The organism is Cupriavidus sp. 05N38 (genome assembly GCF_056397345.1).
Map to the genome: position 1 here is coordinate 67,298 of NZ_JBFTNF010000018.1, position 17,201 is coordinate 84,498.

Sequence of the window (17,201 nt, forward strand, 5' to 3'; positions counted from 1 at the left end):
TCCGCGGCCAGCCGATGCCATCCAGGCATCGCGTCCAGCCGGATCGGTCCGCCTTAATGTATCCACTGTCTATATTCGTTGCGGACCGGGATCGGGAATCCCCCGCGACAGCCACCATCCAAGGAGAGTCTATGTCTCGCGCAGTAATCGTTTCCTACGCCCGTACCCCCATCGGCAAGGCCGGCCGCGGCGCGTTCAACCAGACGCATGGCGCCACCATGGCCGGGCATGCCATCGAACATGCCGTGCGGCGCGCCAGGCTCGACGGTGCCGAAGTCGAAGACATCATCTTCGGCTGTGGCCAGCCGGTGGCGGCCACCGGCGGCAATGTCGCCCGTGCCGGCGGCATTCGCGCCGGCCTGCCGGTATCGGTGAGCGGGACGACCCTCACGCGCTTCTGCGCGTCCGGCCTCCAGGCGGTCGCCTTCGCTGCGCAGCGGGTACTGATCGACAAGGTGCCGGTCATGGTCGCCGGCGGCGTCGAATCGATCAGCCTGTCGCAGCCCGTGACGCTCAAGACGGCGCAACAGGAAGCCTGGCTTGCCCAGCACCGGCCGGATGTGTACYTGCACATGATCGATACCGCCGAGATCCTGGCCAAGCGCTATGGCATGTCGCGCGAACGATCGGACGCCTTCTCCGTGCGCAGCCAGCAGCGCACCGACCGTGCCCAGCAGGCCGGCCTGTTCAAGGATGAGATCGTGCCGCTTGCCACGACCAAGGGCGTGACCGACAAGGCGACCGGGCAAACCGTCTCGGAGGCATGCCTGCTCGAAGCCGACGAAGGCAACCGCCCCGACACCACGCTGGAGAAGCTCAGCGCCCTGCCCCCGGTGAAGGGCGAGGGATACCAGGTGACCGCCGGCAATTCCAGCCAGTTGTCGGACGGCGCCGCGGCGCTCGTGGTGATGTCAGAGAAGGAAGCCGAACGGCGCGGCCTGGTGCCGCTCGGCTATTTCATCGGCCTGGCGACCGCGGGCGTGGAGCCGGACGAAATGGGCATCGGGCCGGTGCGCGCCGTTCCCCGCCTGCTGGAGCGCAACGAGCTGACCGTCGACGATATCGACCTGTGGGAACTCAACGAGGCCTTTGGCTGCCAGGCGCTGTACTGCATCGACCAGCTGGGGCTGCCCGAGGAACGCGTCAACGTCAACGGTGGCGCGATTGCGATCGGCCATCCCTATGGCATGACCGGCGCGCGCCAGGTTGGCCACCTGCTGCTGGAGGGGCGCCGCCGCAAGGCGAAGTACGGCGTGGTGACCATGTGCGCGGCAGGCGGCATGGGTGCCGCCGGCCTGTTCGAATTCATCCACTAAGAAGCGCCAACAAGCCAGGAGACAGCAACATGACCAAGAACCCGAGCACCGGCATCACCGAATACGACACCGTGTTCGTCGACCGGGATGGCAGCTGCGGCATCGTCACGATGAACCGGCTCGAGAAGTACAACGCCCTCAACGGCGCGCTGCGCAATGACATCTACGCGGCGATGTCGTCGCTGATGGCCGACAAGACAATCCGCGGCATCGTCCTGTGGGGCGGCACCAAGGCATTCGTCTCGGGGGGCGACCTCGTCGAGATGCTCAAGCGCCGCCCGATCGACGCGTTCGGCCCCACCAGCGGCTCGTCTGACCTGTGGGCGCTGATCCATCACAGCACCATACCGGTGGTGGCGGCCATTGCCGGACCCTGTTTCGGCGGCGGCCTGGAACTGGCCATGGCCTGCGATCTGCGCGTGGCCGCCGACAATGCCCTGATGGGGCAGACCGAAACCAATGTCGGCCTGATCCCGGGGCGCGGAGGCACCCAGCGCCTGGTCCGGCTGGTCGGCGCAACGCGCGCCAAGGAAATGATCTTCACCGGCGAGATCATCAAGCCCGACGAGGCCTACCGCATCGGCCTGGTCAACAAGGTGGTGCCCGCCGCGCAGTTGCTCGAGGAGGCCAAGGCCTACGTGCACCGCATCGCGGAGAAGTCGCCGCACTCCATCGCCATGGCCAAGCTGATGATCAACAACGGACAGGACACGAACCTGGACACGGCGCTGATGATGGAACAGCTCGCCTTCGCCACGCTCTTCAGCACCGATGACATGCACGAAGGCGGCGACGCTTTCCTGAACAGGCGCCGTCCGGCCTACCGGGGATCCTGATCATGACGCAAGCAACCTTGGCAACCGCCGCCGGCGCGCACGCGCCTGGCGCCGCGGACCCGGCGCAGGATATCTACCATCCCCGCCTGCAGGTCGCGACCCTGGCCGACATCGAGCGCTTCGAGCAGACGCCGCTGGCCGGGCGCAAGCTGCCCGACAGCACCTACGATCTGCTGCGCCTGGCGCGCGATCGCGCGCCCGACGCCCCGGCGTTGTACCACTTCGCCTCGGGTGACGAGCTGGACCGCGCCACCACGGTCACCCACGGGCAGCTGTTCGGGCGCATCACCCAGACCGCCAACCTGCTGCATTCGCTCGGGATCGGCCCGACCGACGTGATCGGCATTCTCATGCCAGTAGCGCCGGAGTCGCAATACGCAATCTGGGGCAGCGAGGCCGCCGGCATCGCCTGCCCCGTCAACTGGATGCTGGAGCCGGAGATCATCCGTGCCCTGCTGAGCAATGCGGGGGCGAAGGCCGTGATTGTCTACGGCCCCGACGCGGATATCGAGGCATGGAACAAAGCCATGCTGATCCGGCAGGACCTGCCCGAAGTCCGGCACTGGATCAAGGCAGGCGGCGGTCCCGCAAGTGAGGACGGCATCGTCGACCTCCTGGCCGAGCTGCCGCGCCTGAGCGCCGAGTCGCTCGACAGCGGGCGGCGGATCGCTCCCGCGGACACCGCTTCGATGTTCCATACCGGCGGGACCACGGGCACACCCAAGCTCGCTCTCCACACCCATGGCAACGAGGTCTTCATGGCCTGGGTCAGCGGCATGCAATATGACGTCCAGCCCGAGGACGTGCGCGTCTGCGGCGTGCCGATGTTCCATGTCACGGGCGTGCTGACCAACTGCCTGATGCCGCTGGCGCGCGGGGCCTCGGTAGTCATGCTGACCTCCGGCGGCTGGCGCGACCCTTCGGTGATCCGCAACATCTGGCGCATCATCGAGCGCTTCCGCGTCACCACCATCAGCATGGTGCCAAGCGTGGTCAACATGCTGCTGAACATCCCGATCGACGGTGCCGACATCAGTTCGCTGCAGGCCGCGACCTGCGGCACGGCGCCGCTGTCGACCGCGATCGCCGAGGCCTTCGGCAAGAAGACCGGCTCGGTCATCATGGAAGGCTACGGCCTGACCGAAGGCACCGCGCTGAGCGCCTGCAACCCGCGCTACGGCGAGGCGCGCACGGGCTCGATCGGATTTCGCAAGGCCTACCAGCAGATGAAGGCGGTCAAGGTGGCCGATAACCGCATCGTGCGCGATTGCGAGCCCGGCGAGCCCGGCGTGGTGATCGTGCGCGGCCCCAACATCTTTGCCGGCTATCTCGATCCGAAGCACAACCGTGGTATCTGGTTCGAGGGCGGCTGGTTCAACACCGGCGATCTCGGCTACCGGGATCAGGAAGGCTACTTCTGGCTGACCGGCCGGGCCAAGGACCTGATCATCCGTGGAGGCAACAACATCGATCCGCGCATGATCGAGGAGGCGCTCTATCGCCATCCGGCGGTGTTCGATGCCGCCGCGATCGGCATCCCGGACGCGCATGCCGGCGAACTGCCGGTTGCCTACATCGCGCTCAAGCCGGGCAGCGACTACCCGCTCGGCCGCCTGAAGCACTATGCCTATGAAGTGATTCCCGAGCGCGCCGCTGTGCCCAAGCAGTTCTACCTGGTCGACGTGATTCCAAAGACAGCGGTCGGCAAGATCCAGAAGAATGTCCTGCGCGGCGACGCCATCCGGCGCGCCCAGCAACAGATGCTCGCGGATGCCGCAAGCGACGCGCCGGTACCGGTGCAGGACATCCGTGTCGAGGATCGCGGCGACCTGGGACTGACTTCGACCCTGGTCCTGCCCGCCGCCATGGGCCCGGCCGAGCGCAATGCCGCCATGTCGACCATCGACGCGGCCTTCGCCACGCTGACCATCAAGTACTCGGTGGTGTACGAGTAGATCGAAAAACGAGTAGATCGAAAAAAAACAGGAGACAACCATGACCAGGTCCAACACGGCCGCGTACCTCGCGGCCGGGGCCGCCAGCTTGCTGATGCTGGCGCCCCACCCCGCGCGCGCCGGGAAGCCCGCGGATTTCCCCACGCATCCGATCCGCATCATCGTGCCCTATGCCGCCGGCGGCGGGACCGACATCATCGCCCGGACCCTCGGCGCGGCCCTGTCGCGGCAGATGGGGCAGCCGGTCGTGGTGGACAACCGCCCGGGAGGGCAGACCATAGTGGGCTACTCGATCGCGTCGAAGGCCGCGCCGGATGGCTACACCTTGCTGATGAACAACTCGGCGCACAGCATCCAGCCGGCGCTGTTCAAGGACCTGCCCTATGACGCCATCAAGAGCTTCAGGGGCGTGGCGGAAATCGCCGCATCGCCGGTCGTGTTCGTGGTCGACCGCAAGCTGCCGGTGACCGACCTGAAAAGCTACGTGGCCTATGGCAAGGCTGCGTCCACCAAGCTCAATTTCGGTTCCTTCGGCGCCGGCACCGGCTCGCACCTCTGGGGCGAACTGCTGGCTTCCGCCACCGGGCTCGACATGATGCACGTACCCTACAAAGGTTCGGCGCCCGCGATCCAGGACCTGATCGGCGGGCAGATCAATGGCCTGTTCGTCGACCCGCTCGCGATCAAGCCACATGTCCAGGCCGGCACCGTCCGCGCCATCGGCGTGACCGGTCCACGCCGATGGAAAGGCCTCGAAAGCGTGCCTACCTTCGTCGAGCAAGGCTATCCGCAGTTTGCCGACGTAGGCTGGTTCGGCCTGTTTGCCCCGGCGGGCACGCCGGACGCGGTGGTCAACCGCCTCAGCGCCGAGGTCGCGAAGGCAGTCGCCCTGCCCGAGGTCAAGTCCAAGCTGCTGGAGCTGGGCACCGAGCCGAGCGGCACCGCGCCCGCCGCGTTCGATGCGCAGATCCGCAAGGACGCGGACCGCTGGGCCAAGGTCGTCACCGAGAAACATATCACGCTGCAATAGGCAACCCGGCCAATCCCGGGGGCGTGCGGGCAGTCAGCGCGCGCGCGTTCCCCGGGAATCCGGGCCCTGCCCCCCGATTCCCAGAACATCCTCGACGTTGCGCTGAGCTGCGGCTTGCGCTCGCAATCGCACTTCACCACCGTGTTCAAGCGCTTCTTCGGCGAGACCCCCCATAGCTGGAAGATGAAAGCCGCATTCGCGCGTACGGCTGCGTGAATTGCGCGACACCGTGCGCCACGCCGCCCGCGGCCGTGCAATGCCGAGGCCATGATCCTGGCGGCAGTGCTCGATGCCACCGCGGTGGCCCGACGAACGCCACGCAGTGGCAAGCTGCGCTGGCTACGCGCTGGCTGCCGGCTCCATGCACCGCCTTCGCCTGGCCCAGGCCACGGCGCGGGTACAGGTGCTTTGCCGATTCCGCACAGGTCATCGGCGGGTAGCGATGGCCTATCGCGGCCACACCTAAACCAAAGGATGACTTGCCGCTACCAATGCGTTAGTACAACGAACCCATGCACGAGTGCGCACACGCAAGGACCAATCTATTCTTCCAGCAAGGCAAAGCAAGCCTGCTCGACACACCCGAATGCCAGGCGCTCCCTGTTCCAGCCGAGTTGTAGAAGCAGGCAGATCCGCGAAGCAAGCTGTGTTGCGCAACGCCGCGCCTTACCCGCCGGACCTCCGCGCCGGCACCATCCTGCTACCCGACTGGAGAACATCATGACCACTCGCGACAAACGCCTCCTTGCCGCGGCCGGCCTCATCGGCGCCAGCATCCTGTCCGCTACCCTGGCCAACGCCAGCGATCCGCGCACCAGCACCCACAGCGGCGACAAGTACGGCTACACCTTCAACATCGACAAGCCGCGCGACGTCCTGCTGGCAGTGGCCTGGATCGGAATCTGTGCCGCAAGTTGCGCGATGGCCGTCGTCGTCGCGCTCTGGGTACGGCTCTGACGGCATGTGATCCTGCCCAGCGGCAATCCACCCATCGCGAAGCCGATCATCGCCTCCGATACGTCGGGGCAGCACCCATCGTCCCTGACGAGACCAAGCCAGCGCCACGACCAGCGAGGAATCTGCACGCCCGCGGCGCGAGCGGCGAGCCCCTGATTCGGGAACGCTCGCCATTCTCACGTGGTAGCTGCAAGGAGGGTTGGCGCGACTATCGCTGAGGCTTCCAGGTAGTCATGCCTTCCAGTACACCGTCGCGCCGGATCAGCCCGTGATACAGCGCCGCGGCGAAGTGAACCAGAACGGTTGCGAACAGCAAGAATGCAAGCATGGTGTGCGCATTGCGCAGCGTCGCATACAAGGCGGCGCTGTGCGGCAGGATGGGCGGCAGTTGTGCTTGCCCATAGAGCGCGATCGGGTAGCCGCCCGCCGAGAGCATGCCCCAACCGATCAGCGGTATCGCGAACATCAGGACATAGAGCATGGCATGCGAAGCCCGTGCCGCCAGACGCTGGAGCGGCGAAAGCGCGGCCGGCAGCGGCGGGGGCGGGTTGATCAGGAGGTTCACCAGGCGTACTGCCGCGAGCACCAGGATGGCAACGCCGAGCGGCTTGTGAATCGACAGTAGCAAGGCATAGCGGCCGGAGACGGTCGCTACCATGCCGATGCCGATGAACAACATGGCCAGGATCAGCGCTGCCATCAGCCAGTGAAGGATCCGCGACGGCGCCGAGAAGCCTTGGATGGTGGTTCTCATGATTTTGCTCCTGCATTCACTTCTTGCGGTGTGACTGCGCTGGTCGGCTTCTCGCGACGCTCGTTCTCGCGAACGGTGAAGGAACGCGAATAGGCTGCAGAGCGGGCGCTCGGGATGTCGTCGGCGGACGTTTCGATTCCGGCCGGCAAGATCGTTGGATCGAAATTGATGTCGGTGCAGGTACCACTGTCTTCGCTCGACACCTTGTCGAGCGTGACCGTGCCAATGTCGACCTTCTGCCGGCCATCGGGCCACGCCTTGTCGGGGTTGACGGGGTCTCCCGGCTGGCCGACGGTCACCACCATCTTCCACTGCACGGGATGCTGAGCCACCTCCGAGATCAGCGCGTCGAACAGGTAGTTCGGATCGGCGCCCTGCTGCTTGCCGACCGGCGCGAATGGCTGGACAGGCTCGGCGGACCAGCGAACCGGTACCGGGATGCCCGCCCTGTCCACGAACAGGAAGGTATCCAGTGCGTTATAGGTGCTGTTCGAGAAACCAGACGAGACGGCGCGATGGCCCACGATGCCGACGGCAGCCACGAAATCCGGGTGAGCCGCAGCAAACGCTTTCGCCTTCTCAGGGTCGGGCTTGCCGGTTTTCGGATCGGGAATCGACGCCATCATCTGATCGTAGAACGCCTGCACCGTGCTGAAGGGAAAAACGGGGATATCCACCATCGCCGTGCGCCATTCCTGTCCACCGTCGGGCTTGAATTGCAGAGCAAGGCTTCGCACGAGACTGGGTCCATCGGCAACGAATGGCATGCCGCCGGCGAAGGCGATTCGCCCGACCACGGGCACGCGCCCGCGGGCTAGCAGCCTGGCCTGGGAAAGCGCTGATCCCGAACCGTTGCTATCGAACCAGCCTGTCGCGCAGAGGCCCTTCGCATGATTGCGACGGAACCCTGCGTGCTTTCCGTTCGCCGCTTCGAAGCCGGAAACGACCTTGTCCTGCGTAAGGCGATCCGGTGAGAGCCAGCCGCCCGCATAGGCGAAGGCGCCGGCGAGCACGAGTGTCGCCACCCCGATGCCGCCATATCGGATCGCCACCGCACCGGCGCTCAGCTTGGGTTTTTGCCCCAAGGGGCCTCCAACGTTGTCAGTCATAGCCAATCCTTTCCGTGCGCGGCACGAGTTCGTGCGTTGTATACGAGTTCCTACCGATGGCGGCCCGGGCCCGGCACAAAGCTGGTGTGATCTCCGGCTTGTGCGGGGCGTAGCCCGTTATCAGGATTCTGCTAGGTTCCCGGCAGGAAATTTTTCCCGCATGCCTGGTCATTGCAGATTCGCACTGCGGGTGAGCGGCGCATCGGCCCACCCTGCTCGCAGCGCACTCCAGCAGCGGCGCAATAGCGCTGGAGACTGGCGTATCGCTCCAGCGCATGCACCGGCACCGCGGCCCTGCCGCGCGTGGCGGCAAGCGGGGCGCGCGGCGCGCACGAGCGTGCGGCGCTCATGCGCCGAACTGGAAGGCGTTGCGCACCTGGTCGATAGCGGGCGTGCCTAGCGACGCGTGCAGGCGCGCCTGGCCTTGCGCTTGCGCGTGCATCGGGGTGCCCGTGCTTGCGCTGCCGGTCTCGGCCGCCACCTTGGCCTCGGCCGCCTGCAGATCCTGCGGATAGTTCGCGTCGTCGCCGTGCGGGCTGTAACCGGCCTGCTCCAGGCGGATCAGGTCGGCGCGCACTTCGGCGCGGGTCACGGGGCCCTGCACGCTCTGGGCGAACGACAGTGCCGGGACTGTCAGGGTGCAGGCGAGCAGTACGGCTTGGATCAGTGCTTTCATGATGGTTACCTCTTTCGGTGTTCCGGTGTTCCGGTGTTTCGACGGGATGGCCCGCTTGCGCGTGGCGGTTGTGGAACTTGCGTCGGGATGACGGACAAGTTGTAACCATTGTTGGTCTCGCCCGGTGACCTCAGGCTGACCAATTGATGACAAGCTTGTCACCTTGGCCTCGATGGCATCCGTGGCATCCGTGCGCGCCGAGTGATCCTGCCTGCGCCGCCCGCGCAACATGACAATTCCGTAATGCATTGGTCAGGACCGGGTAAATGCGCAGCCACCACACTGGCGACATCACCAAGCGCTGCCCGCCTATCGATCGAAGGCAGCCTCCCTTCGATCTCTCGCCCGGAACCAACCATGTGGATCGTCAAACTCGCCTTGCGGCGACCCTATACGTTCATCGTGCTCGCGCTGCTGCTGCTTGTACTGGGCCCACTGGCCATCGAACGCACGCCGACCGATATCTTTCCCGACATCAATATCCCGGTGGTCAGCATCGTGTGGTCCTACAACGGCTTCTCTGCCGAGGACATGGCACACCGCATCACCTCCAGCTACGAGCGCGCGCTGACCACCGACGTGGAGGACATTGAGCACATCGAATCGCAATCGCTGAACGGCGTGTCGGTGGTCAAGGTCTTCTTCCATCCCGGCGCCGACATCAACCGTGCAATCGCCGAGGCGGCCGCCAATTCGGCCTCGATCCTGCGCATCCTGCCGCCCGGCACGCTGCCGCCCAACATCATCAGCTACAACGCCTCGACCGTACCGGTGCTGGAACTCGGCCTGTCGAGCAACACGCTGCCGGAGCAGAAACTCTACGACCTGGGCAACAGCTTCATCCGCACCCAGCTCGCCACCGTGCAGGGCGCCGCCGTGCCCCTGCCCTTCGGTGGCAAGGTCCGCCAGATCATGATCGACATCGATCCCGCCGCGCTGCAGGCCAAGGGCCTGACGCCGGCGGACGTGGTGAGCGCCGTCAACGCGCAGAACCTCACGCTGCCGGGCGGCACCGCGAAAATGGGCGAGCGTGAGTACAACGTGCGCATGAACGGCAGCACGGATACCGTGGACGCGCTCAACGACCTGCCGGTCAAGAGCGTCGGCGGCAATGTGATCTACGTGCGCGACGTGGCCCATGTGCGCGACGGCTACGCGCCGCAAACGAATATCGTGCGCAGCGACGGCAAGCGCGCCGCATTGCTGCAGGTGGAGAAGACCGGCAGCGCTTCGACGCTGGACATCATCAGCCGGGTCAAGGCCATGCTTCCGCAGATCGGCGCCGCCCTGCCACCTTCGCTGCATATCAGCACGCTGTCGGACCAGTCGGTGTTCGTCACCGCCGCGATCTCCGGCGTGGTGCGCGAAGCGCTGATCGCCGCCAGCCTGACCGCCGCCATGATCCTGCTGTTCCTGGGCAGCTGGCGTGCCACGCTAATCATCGCCGTGTCGATCCCGCTCGCGGTGCTGACTTCCTTGACCGCGCTCTCCGCGCTGGGCCAGACGATCAACATCATGACGCTGGGCGGCCTGGCGCTGGCGGTGGGCATCCTGGTCGACGATGCCACCGTGGCCATAGAGAACATCACCCACCACATCGAGAACGGCGAGCCATTGCACGACGCCATCCTCAACGGCTCCGGCGAGATTGCCGTGCCCACCTTCGTCTCCACGCTGTCGATCTGCATCGTGTTCGTGCCGATGTTCCTGCTGTCCGGCGTGGCGCGCTACCTGTTCGTGCCGCTGGCCGAAGCGGTGGTGTTCGCCATGTGCGCCTCCTACTTTTTCTCGCGCACCCTGATACCGACGCTGGCGATGTACCTGCTGCGCGCGCGCGCCGCGGGCGACGCCCGGCCCCACGGCCGCTTCGCCGCTCTCGCACGGCTCCAGCAGCGCTTCGAGCGGCGTTTCGAGGTGCTGCGCAAGCGCTATCGCGCCGCCTTGTCGTGGGCCATGGCGCAGCGGGGCCGTTTCGTGGCGCTGTGCCTGCTGTTCTGCCTGGGCTCGCTGGCGCTGCTGCCGTTCATCGGGAGTGACTTCTTTCCCGCTGTCGACGCCGGCGAGATCCGCCTGCACCTGCGCGCGCCGACGGGTACGCGCATCGAGCAGACCGCGGCGCTGACCGATCAGGTCGAGAGCCGCATCAGGGACGCGATCCCGCCCGGCGAGCGCGGCGGCGTCCTCGACAATATCGGCGTGCCGGTCAGTGGCATCAACCTGACCTACGACACCTCCGACCCCATCGGCCCGGAAGACGCCGACGTGATGATCAGCCTCAAGCCGGGCCACCGCCCCACCGCGGACTACGTCGCGATGCTGCGCAACCGGCTTACCGCGGCCTTCCCGGGCGTCACCTTCTCTTTCCTGCCGGCCGACATCGTCAGCCAGATCCTCAATTTCGGCCTGCCCGCGCCGATCGACATCCAGATCGTTGGGAGCCGCGTCGACGAGAATCGCGTCGTCGCCAACCGCCTGCTGTCGCAGCTGCGCAGCGTGCGTGGACTGGTCGATGCGCGCATCCAGCAACCGGCGGACGCGCCCACCTTGGACATCAACGTCGACCGCACCAAGGCGCTGCAGGCGGGCCTGACCCAGCATGACGTGGCGCAGAACCTGCTGATTTCCCTTTCCGGCAGCGCGCAGACCACGCCCAATTTCTGGCTGGACCCCAAGAACGGCGTCAGCTATCCGCTGCTGACCGAGGTGCCGCAGTACGACATCCATTCGCTGCAGACGCTGGCAAACCTGCCTGTGGGCAACAGCGCCGCCGGCACCGGCGCGCAGAGCCAGCTCGGCACGCTCGGCACGCTCGGCACCATGTCGCGCAGCTCGCAGCAGGCGGTGGTCTCGCACTACAACGTGCAGCCGGTGCTCGACATCTTCGCCTCCGTGCAGGGACGCGACCTCGGCGGCGTCGCCGCCGACGCGAGCCGGCTGGTGGATGCCGCCCGCGCGCAGTTGCCGCCCGGCTCTTCCATCGTGCTGCGGGGACAGGTTCAGTCGATGCGGGAATCCTATCGCGGGCTCGGCACCGGGCTGGTGCTGGCGGTTGTACTGGTCTACCTGCTGATGGTGGTGAACTTCCAGTCGTGGATCGATCCGTTCGTCATCGTCAGCGGGTTGCCGGCGTCGCTGGCGGGCATCGCCTGGATGCTGTTCTCCACCGGCACCACGCTGAGCGTGCCGGCGCTGACCGGCACCATCCTGTGCATCGGCATTGCCACCGCCAACAGCATCCTGGTGATCAACGCGGCGCGGGACGCGATGCAGGGCGGCATGGCCCCGCCCGAGGCCGCCCTGCACGCCGGCTTCGCCCGCTTCCGGCCGGTGCTAATGACCGCGCTGGCCATGCTGATCGGGATGCTCCCGATGGCGCTGGGCCTTGGCGACGGCGGCGAGCAGAACGCCCCGCTCGGCCGCGCCGTCATCGGCGGGCTGGCATTCGGAACCGTGTCCACGCTCATGTTCGTACCAGTGGTATTTGGCGCGGTGCATGCCTGGCTGGCCAGGCGCAAAGGCGCGCCGGCGGCCGGGCCTGTCGCCGGCGCTGGCACCGCGCTCACCGCTACGCCCCAACAGCAATCCAAGGAGTCTTCATGAACACGCCAAACGAGGGCTGCCCGCCCCAAACCGCATCCCGCCGGCGCGCGTGGCTGGCACCCACGCTGCTGGCCGGTGGGGTGGCGTTGCTGCTGGCGGCCGGCATCGTGCCACGGCTGCGCGCCGGCACCGTGCTGGCGCGCCAGGTCACCGCACAGAATGCCGTCGACGTGTCGGTGGTGACGCCGCACCCGGCGCCCGCCGAGCAGGCGCTGCTGTTGCCAGGCTCGGTGATGCCGTATGCCGACGCCGCCATCTACGCGCGCACCAGCGGCTTTGTCGACCGCTGGTATGCCGACATCGGCGCTCGCGTCAAGGCCGGCCAGTTACTGGCGGTGATCCGCACGCCAGAGCTGGACGCGCAGCTGCGGCAGGCGGTGGCGGACCTGGCCTCGGCGCAGGCCGCCCTGGACCTGGCCAAGGTCACCGCGCAGCGCTGGCAAGAGATGGTGCAGACCCACTCGGTCTCCCGGCAGGACGCCGACACCAAGCAGGCCGACCTGGCCACCAGGGGCGCGCTGCTGGCCTCGGCCCGGGCCAATGTGGCGCGGTTGCAGGAGCTGGTCTCCTACGAGCAAGTCAAGGCGCCATTCGATGGCGTGATCACCGCCCGCCGCGTGGACGTGGGGGCCCTGGTCACGGCCAGCGGCACTCCGGGCGTGGCCGGTGCCCAGGGCGAGCTGTTCCATATTCAGCAGACCCAGACCCTGCGCGTGTTCGTCGACGTGCCGCAATCCGCCGCGGCCGCCGTGACGCCGCAGACGCCGGCCTACCTGACCGTGCAGGACTATCCCGGCCGCCGCTTTGCCGCGCGCGTGGCACGCACCACCGATTCGCTCGATCCGGCTACGCGCACGCTGCGCGCCGAAGTGGATGTCGACAACGCTGACGGCACCTTGCTGCCCGGCGCCTTCGCCGAGGCCCACCTGATGCTGCGATCGGCCATGCCGGCCCTTCAGCTGCCAGTCAGCGCGCTGCTGTTCCGGCCCGCGGGCGTCATCGTCGCGATTGCCGGCAGCGACAACAAGGTTGCGCTGCGCAGCGTCACGCTCGGGCGCGACTTTGGCACCTATGTCGAAGTCGTGGCGGGCATCAGCGGCACGGATCGCGTCATCAACAACCCGGGCGACGCCATCGGCGCGGGCGAGGCGGTGCATGTCGTCGCCGCCGGCGCCACGGATACGGCAACGCCCGCGGCGATGCCGCCAGCCAAGGCAGCGGCGGTCGCCGCCGCCCGGCGACAGGGACCAGGGAGAGCGCCATGAAGACATCATCAATGCCGTCGCGCGCACCGCGTTCGTGGCGCCTGGCGCGCGAGGCCATCGCTGCCTGCGTGATATGCGCCCTGGCCGGCTGTGCCTCGGCACCGGTCTACCATCCGCCCGCAACCGCCGTGCCGGCGCATTTCTCAGGTGCCGCGGGCGCGGACAAGGGCTGGGCGGTGGCGGTGCCGGCCGACATGGTTGCGCGCGGAAGCTGGTGGGCCGTGTTCCAGGAACCCGGCCTCGATGCGCTGGAGGACAGGGTCCAGGTCTCCAACCAGAACCTGAAGCAGGCCGCGGCGCGGCTGCAGCAGGCCCGCGCCATGGTGAACGTACAGCGTGCCGCCTTCTTCCCCCAGGTCGCCGCCGGCGTAGCCGTGGCACGCGCGCGCACTTCGCAGAACGTACTGGGGCACTCGCTTGCCGGCAAGACCGTCAACGACTACAGCACCGCGCTGTCCGCTTCGTGGGAGCCCGATCTGTTCGGTCGCGTGGCCAGCGCCACCGATGCGGCTCATGCCGACGCACAGGCAAGCCAGGCAGACCTGGAGGCGATGCGACTGGCAGTCAGCAGTGAACTGGCAGTCGACTACTTCGGCCTGCGCGCCCTGGACCTGCAAAGGCAGTTGCTCGATGCCTCCCTGCAGGCCTACACCGCCGCGCTGGCGATGGTGCAGTCGCAGGAGCGCATCGGCGCGGCAGACGACGCCGCGGTAGCCCAGGCCCAGTTGCAGGTGGAGGGTACGCGCAGCCAGGCCGACGAGCTCGCGATCCAGCGCCAGACGCTGGAACACGCCATTGCCGCGCTCACCGGAACGCCGGCATCGAGCTTCTCGTTGCCGCCGCAGGCCGGCCCGCTGCGCGTGCCCGACATTCCGGTGGGGCTGCCATCGCAACTGCTGCAGCGCCGGCCCGACATCGCTGGCGCCGAGCGCCGCGTGGCGGCGGCCAACGCCAGAATCGGCGAAGCCCACGCCGCCTTCTTTCCCACTCTCGCGCTGTCGGCCGGCGCCGGACTGGAAAGCTCCTTCTTCGCGCCATGGCTGGGCGCGCCCAGCCTGTTCTGGGCGCTTGGCCCGCAACTGGTCGGCACGCTGTTCGACGGCGGCCGGCGCAAGGCCGAGCTGGCGGGCGCCACCGCCGCCTATGATGCCGGCGTGGCCGGATACCGCCAGACCGTACTAGCCGCCTTCCAGGATGTGGAAGACAATCTGTCCGCGCTGCAGGGCCTGGCGCACGAGGCCGATAGCGAACAGCGCGCCAGCGAGGCCGCCGCGCGCTCGCTGGCCTTGACGAACAACCGCTACCAGGCCGGTGCCGCCAGCTACCTGGACGTGGTCACGACACAGACCCTGGCGCTGGATCACCAGCGCACGCTGGTCCAGGTGCAGGGACGGCGCATGCAGTCCAGCGTACGGCTGCTCAAGGCGCTCGGCGGCGGCTGGCAAGACCCGGCGGCTACGGCGCCGGGAAGCTCAGGATGAAGCGCGTGCCGGCGGCATCGCTCTCGGCGCGCACGCTGCCACGGTGCAGATGCATGATGTTGCGCACGATGGCGAGGCCCAGGCCGGCCGAGCCGGTGGCACGCTGGCTGGAACTGCGCGCGGGATCGACGCAGTAGAAACGGTCGAAGATGCGCTCGAGCAAGGCGCGGTCGATGGGGGTGCCGGCGTTGGCCACGGTGACCATCACGACCTGCGCGCCGGTCGTGGCGGACAGCGAAATCCCGCTGCCGCGCGGGGTGTAGCGGATGGCGTTGGCAAGCAGATTGCCAATGGCGCGGCGGAACAGTTCCACGTCGGCGCGCAGGTGCGCGTGGCCGCCCACCTGCAGTTTCACGCCAGCGTCCTCGGCCACGCCTTCGAAGTAGTCGGCGATCCGCGCCAGCTCCGCCGGCACTTCGAATTCCTGCTGCTGCACCACGAACTCGGGATGTTCGGTGCGCGCCAAGAGCAGCACGTTGCTGATCATGCGCTCCAGGCGACCGCACTCTTCCAGGTTGGATTCCAGCGCGGCCTGGTATTCGTCGGCCGTGCGCGGGCGCGCCAGGGCCACCTCGGCGGTGCCGCGCAGGTTGGCGAGGGGTGTGCGCAGATCATGCGCAAGGTCGGCGGTGTATTGCGACAAACGCGCGAAGCCGTGGTCGAGACGACCCAGCATGGCGTTGAGCGCATTCTGCAGGACATCGAGTTCGCGCGGCGCGTGTGGCACGTCGAGACGGGTGTTCAGGCGCGCCACCGTCACCGCCAGCGCGTGGTGCGCGATCTCGGCGAGCGGCTTGAGAGACTCGCGGATCAGCAGGAAGCCCATCAGGAAGGCCAGCAGGGCACCGCCGATGCCGGCCAGGTAGAGCCGGTGGCGGTAGCGGTCCAGCAGTTCCCAAGCCCTGGAAAGCGGGGCGATTTCCTTCCTTTGCAAGCTCTGATTGTTGTACAAGCGACTACCTCGACCTGGCTGAGCATCGGGCTGGCGCACCGATCGCGGTTACGCCCAACCCTTTGCCAGCATCTTATGTGCCGCGGTTGCCGGGTGGAATCATATGTACGTATAGGCCACAGATCGCTGATGGCGTGGAGCCGGGGCCATGCATGGAAGAAGGCACATCGGCGAGCCGGTCCGCTCCGGCGAAATAGGGACGGCCGAATTCGATGGCTTCAGGGCGATCGCGCAGAAAGCGGCCACGCGCCCGGACCTCATGGTCGCATCTGCAGGCTGTCGATGGCTCCGTCCCCGGGGATCACAGCGCGGCGTGCCTGGCCGCCTCCTCGATGACAGCGGCGACTTCCTTCGGGCGCGACTCATACACCGAGTGGCTCGCGCCGGCGATGACCGTCATGTGGCTCTGCGCACGCGTGTAATACCAGCGCTCCAGATCCGGATTGATGATCTTGTCGTCGGCGGCCACGATGCCCCAGCTCGGCTTGGTCTTCCACGCGGCCGCGGTCATCGGCGCGCCGAAGACCTTGGCGGCCGTCAGGATCTGGGCGTGTGCTTCGAACTCGGCCGTCTTGCGCGGCAGATCCGCAGCGAAGTCCTTCGCAAAGACAGCCGGGTTCAGGTACGTGTAGCCGTCGTCGGTCTTGCCGATGGCGCCGGCCTGTTTCGACGTGAAGCTGGGCTTGCCTTTGCCAAGCGCCGCCTCGTCCTCGCCGACATCCGGCGCATGCGCGGCGACGTAGACCAGTCCGGCCACGTTCGGGTGCACCCCGGCTTCGGTGATGACCGAGCCGCCATAGCTGTGGCCCACCAGGATCGTCGGCCCGTTCTGCAGGTCGAGGACACGCTTGGCCGCCGCGACATCGTCTTCAAGCGAGGTCAACGGTTCCTGCACCAGGCTGACGTGGAAGCCGTCCTTTGTCAGGATGTCATAGACCGGCTTCCAGCCAGACCCATCCACCCAGGCACCGTGGACCAGAACGATATTCCTGACCGGCGCGTGGGGCGTCCTGGCATCCTGTGCCATTGCGCTGGCCGATGCAAGGAAGCAAGCGGACACTGCCAGGACCGATGCGACATGAGACGAAATTTTCACGTGAGACTCCTTTGGACGATGACTGGGAAAACGGACATGCACACCGCAGCCGCGAATGAAATCTAAGCCGGCAAGATCCCGGGGCCAATACCTACCAACGGACTGCCCCGGCGCACCCTGGTTGCATCTCCCGATACCTTCGGATGATGCCGGCGCACGCAGGACAGCTTGTCC

The 17,201-nt window shown here is 67.1% G+C and carries 12 protein-coding genes and 2 pseudogenes; 9 read left to right on the top strand and 5 right to left on the bottom strand.

Features of this window, described 5'->3' with window-relative positions:
- Nucleotides 1-131 precede the first annotated feature (131 nt).
- From AC1DK4_RS15490 to AC1DK4_RS15515, 6 genes and pseudogenes are all read left to right on the top strand, one after another.
- The gene (locus tag AC1DK4_RS15490) at nucleotides 132-1,316 is read left to right on the top strand and encodes an acetyl-CoA C-acyltransferase (RefSeq protein ID WP_441619778.1); all 1,185 of its coding nucleotides are present in this window, start codon (nucleotides 132-134) and stop codon (nucleotides 1,314-1,316) included.
- 29 nt (nucleotides 1,317-1,345) lie between these two features.
- Nucleotides 1,346-2,152: an enoyl-CoA hydratase/isomerase family protein gene (locus AC1DK4_RS15495; protein ID WP_441619780.1), complete on the top strand. Its 807-nt coding sequence runs from the start codon at nucleotides 1,346-1,348 to the stop codon at nucleotides 2,150-2,152.
- A gap of 2 nt (nucleotides 2,153-2,154) precedes the next feature.
- Entirely contained in the window at nucleotides 2,155-4,107 is a 1,953-nt protein-coding gene (locus tag AC1DK4_RS15500) for an acyl-CoA synthetase (RefSeq protein WP_441619782.1), read from the top strand.
- 40 nt (nucleotides 4,108-4,147) lie between these two features.
- Nucleotides 4,148-5,137, top strand: coding sequence for a Bug family tripartite tricarboxylate transporter substrate binding protein (locus AC1DK4_RS15505; RefSeq protein WP_441619784.1), 990 nt, complete (start codon nucleotides 4,148-4,150; stop codon nucleotides 5,135-5,137).
- An 84-nt stretch (nucleotides 5,138-5,221) separates the two neighbouring features.
- Nucleotides 5,222-5,353, top strand: a pseudogene (locus AC1DK4_RS15510) (AraC family transcriptional regulator); the annotation flags it as partial.
- A gap of 504 nt (nucleotides 5,354-5,857) precedes the next feature.
- Nucleotides 5,858-6,094 carry a hypothetical protein gene (locus AC1DK4_RS15515; RefSeq protein ID WP_441619786.1) on the top strand — a complete coding sequence of 79 codons (237 nt, stop codon included), beginning with the start codon at nucleotides 5,858-5,860 and terminating at the stop codon, nucleotides 6,092-6,094.
- 208 nt (nucleotides 6,095-6,302) lie between these two features.
- Here AC1DK4_RS15515 and AC1DK4_RS15520 read toward each other — a convergent pair whose 3' ends face one another.
- From AC1DK4_RS15520 to AC1DK4_RS15530, 3 genes are all read right to left on the bottom strand, one after another.
- Nucleotides 6,303-6,848: a cytochrome b gene (locus AC1DK4_RS15520; protein WP_441619788.1), complete on the bottom strand. Its 546-nt coding sequence runs from the start codon at nucleotides 6,846-6,848 to the stop codon at nucleotides 6,303-6,305.
- Nucleotides 6,845-7,957 (bottom strand): catalase family peroxidase, encoded by a 1,113-nt coding sequence (locus tag AC1DK4_RS15525; protein ID WP_441619790.1) that lies wholly within the window; start codon nucleotides 7,955-7,957, stop codon nucleotides 6,845-6,847. The genes AC1DK4_RS15520 and AC1DK4_RS15525 overlap by 4 nt, the downstream gene beginning before the upstream one ends.
- A gap of 346 nt (nucleotides 7,958-8,303) precedes the next feature.
- The gene (locus AC1DK4_RS15530; RefSeq protein WP_441619792.1) at nucleotides 8,304-8,633 is read right to left on the bottom strand and encodes a DUF4148 domain-containing protein; all 330 of its coding nucleotides are present in this window, start codon (nucleotides 8,631-8,633) and stop codon (nucleotides 8,304-8,306) included.
- Between the two features lie 357 nt (nucleotides 8,634-8,990).
- Here AC1DK4_RS15530 and AC1DK4_RS15535 point away from each other — a divergent pair, with 357 nt between their 5' ends.
- From AC1DK4_RS15535 to AC1DK4_RS15545, 3 genes are read left to right on the top strand one after another with little or no spacing between them, the layout of a single operon-like run.
- Nucleotides 8,991-12,233 carry an efflux RND transporter permease subunit gene (locus AC1DK4_RS15535; RefSeq protein WP_441619794.1) on the top strand — a complete coding sequence of 1,081 codons (3,243 nt, stop codon included), beginning with the start codon at nucleotides 8,991-8,993 and terminating at the stop codon, nucleotides 12,231-12,233.
- The gene (locus AC1DK4_RS15540; RefSeq protein WP_441619796.1) at nucleotides 12,230-13,498 is read left to right on the top strand and encodes an efflux RND transporter periplasmic adaptor subunit; all 1,269 of its coding nucleotides are present in this window, start codon (nucleotides 12,230-12,232) and stop codon (nucleotides 13,496-13,498) included. Before AC1DK4_RS15535 ends, AC1DK4_RS15540 begins: the two co-directional genes overlap by 4 nt.
- Nucleotides 13,495-14,979 carry an efflux transporter outer membrane subunit gene (locus AC1DK4_RS15545; protein ID WP_441619798.1) on the top strand — a complete coding sequence of 495 codons (1,485 nt, stop codon included), beginning with the start codon at nucleotides 13,495-13,497 and terminating at the stop codon, nucleotides 14,977-14,979. The genes AC1DK4_RS15540 and AC1DK4_RS15545 overlap by 4 nt, the downstream gene beginning before the upstream one ends.
- On the opposite strand, the pseudogene AC1DK4_RS15550 reads toward AC1DK4_RS15545, so the two are convergent.
- Nucleotides 14,954-15,877: pseudogene (locus AC1DK4_RS15550) on the bottom strand (heavy metal sensor histidine kinase); the annotation flags it as partial. The gene AC1DK4_RS15545 and the pseudogene AC1DK4_RS15550 overlap by 26 nt on opposite strands.
- A gap of 355 nt (nucleotides 15,878-16,232) precedes the next feature.
- Nucleotides 16,233-17,027, bottom strand: a complete 795-nt coding sequence (locus tag AC1DK4_RS15555; protein ID WP_441619800.1) for an alpha/beta fold hydrolase — start codon at nucleotides 17,025-17,027, stop codon at nucleotides 16,233-16,235.
- Nucleotides 17,028-17,201 lie beyond the last annotated feature (174 nt).